Here is a 2,260-nt window from a genome sequence, read left to right as displayed (position 1 = left end):
GGACGACGAGCCCGCGGTGGGCCGCGTGCTCCAGCGGCTGTTGCGCGGCCACGACGTGGAGGTGGCCACGAGCGGGCGCCAGGCGCTGGAGCGCATGTCGCGGGCCCCGGGCTTCGACGCGGTGCTGTGCGACGTGATGATGCCGGACCTCGCCGGCCGCGACGTGTACGAGGCCGTGCGGCGCGAATACCCGGGCCTGGAGCGCCGCTTCGTCTTCGTGTCCGGCGGCGCCTTCACCTCGGGCGCGCGCGAGTTCCTGGAGCGCATCCCCAACCCGCTGCTGGAGAAGCCCTTCGACGAGGCGCGCGTGCGCGGCGCCGTGGAGGAGCTGGTGCGGCACGGCCCGCCGGACGCGGGCTGAGCCCAGGCCGTCTCCGGGTCCGGATCCGCCCCATCGGTCATCGGGAGGAGGGTCCTCCCGGTGACCGATGCGCCCACAGGACGGCTCTGCGAGCGTGTGCTCGTCCGCTCGCACCCCTTGGGGGAAGGTCCGCCGCGCATGAACCGCACCAAACTGCTGCTGTCCCTCGCTGGCCTGCTGTTCCTGGGCGCGCTCGCGCTCGACGCGCGTTCGTTCTTCGCGAAGACCTCGTCGCACCCGCCCATGGTCGACACCCGCCCCAACGGGCACACGCGCCGGGGCGCGCCCACCCCGGGGGCCCTGGACCAGACCCACACCGTGGTGCAGCCGGGTGAAGCGGCCGTCAACGGGGTGCTGCCCGTCGTGCTGGGCCAGCCCGCGTCCGGCAACGGCGGCCCGGTGGAGCTCACGGGCAAGCTGTCCGGCGCCTACGTGAAGGCGGGGCCTGGGGAAGCCTTCGCGGTGTTCGAGCTGTCCGCGCGCCTGCCGGAGAAGACCCAGCGCGTGCCGGTGAACCTGGCGCTGGTGGTGGACCGCTCCGGCTCCATGGATGGCGGCAAGCTGGCGGACGCGAAGCGCGCGGCCCAGGAGCTGGTGCGGCAGCTGCGCGAGGGGGACCGGCTGGCGCTGGTGCACTACGGCTCCGACGTGACGGTGGTGCCCAGCGTGAAGATTGACGACACCACGCGCCGCGAGCTCCTGGGCACCATCGAGGCCATCCAGGTGAACGGCGGCACGAACATGAGCGGCGGGCTGGTGGCGGGCGCGGAGGCGGTGCGCGCGTACGCCAGCGACTACCGGGTGACGCGCGCCATCCTGCTGAGCGACGGCGAGCCCACCGAAGGCGTGACGTCCAACGCCGGGCTCTTCTCCGAGGTGGGGAGGATCCGCGAGACGGGCATCACCGTGAGCGCGCTGGGCGTGGGCACGGGCTTCAACGACACGCTGATGCGCGGCATGGCCGAGCGCGGCGGCGGCTTCTCCGGCTTCATCAGCGACTCCTCGCAGCTGGCCTCCATCTTCACCCGCGAGCTGGAGCAGGCCGCCAGCACCGTCGCTCGCAACGTGAGCCTGACGCTGACGCTGCCGCCCGGCGTGAGCGGCGTGGAGGTGATGGGCCTGCCGTCCACGCGCGAGGGCGACACCGTGCGCATCCCCCTCTACGATTTGACGGGCGGCCAGTCCGCGCGCGTGGTGGTGAAGCTGACGCTGGACGCGCCCTCGGACGCGAAGGACATGAACGTGCTGGACGCCGCGGTGGCGTACGTGGACGTGACGGCCAACCTGCCGTCGCGGGTGACGCTGGCCCTGGGCGCGAAGGTGACGGACGACGTCCAGGTGGTGCACGCGAACCTGGACCGCGACGTGCGCGTCCACGCCATCCGCGCGCTGGGCACGCAGCAGCTGCAAGCGGCCGCGGAGGCGATGAAGAGCGGCGACCGCAGGGGGGCGCTCGACCTGCTGGGCAACGCGCGTCGACTCTTCGGCACCTCGGCGGCCGCGCTCTCGGGGGAGCTTGCGGACGTGGACCAGACCCAGGCAGCCTACGGGAACGCCCGGAGCGACGCGGACGTGCGGGATGCGTCCATGGCGCTCAAGAAGAAGACGATGAAGAACTTCGGGCAGAGCAACTCCTACTAGTCACTCCCGACGTACGGAACGGTGCGCCATGTCGCTCTCCATCCAACTCATCCGGCGGGAGGACTTCGAGTCGCGCTGCCTGTCCGCGCTCGTGGGCGCCGGGGCCATGGCGATGGTGGCCGGCGTGGCGCGGCAGGTGCTGCGCGTCCCGGTGGAGCCGGGCTACTTCGCGCTGATGGCGGCGGCCGTCACCGCGGTGAAGCCGCGGGTGACGGAGAACGCCCTGGTGCGCGGCGGCGATGGTGCTGACGCCCGCCC

Annotated in this window: 3 protein-coding genes; all 3 read left to right on the top strand. The window is 72.7% G+C overall.

The genetic code is table 11. The annotated features are described in order from the left end of the window. On the top strand, positions 1–361 hold a 361-nt coding region (locus ACLEQD_RS41720), incomplete at its 5' end, for a response regulator (protein WP_410391464.1). Between the two features lie 138 nt (positions 362–499). Then, complete coding sequence (locus ACLEQD_RS41715) at positions 500–2,002, top strand: vWA domain-containing protein (RefSeq protein ID WP_410391463.1); 1,503 nt, start codon at positions 500–502, stop codon at positions 2,000–2,002. 28 nt (positions 2,003–2,030) lie between these two features. Then, the coding region (locus tag ACLEQD_RS41710) for a hypothetical protein (protein ID WP_410391462.1) at positions 2,031–2,260 on the top strand (230 nt) is incomplete at its 3' end.

It is taken from the genome of Corallococcus sp. 4LFB, assembly GCF_046520365.1.
GTDB lineage: Bacteria > Myxococcota > Myxococcia > Myxococcales > Myxococcaceae > Corallococcus > Corallococcus caeni.
Note: the sequence above shows the minus strand (reverse complement) of the source record. Positions and strands in the feature narration are given on the sequence as shown.

Excerpts from the sequence above, each read along its gene's own strand:
- ACLEQD_RS41715 (WP_410391463.1), top strand. The coding sequence starts at position 500 with ATGAACCGCACCAAACTGCTGCTGTCCCTCGCTGGCCTGCTGTTCCTG.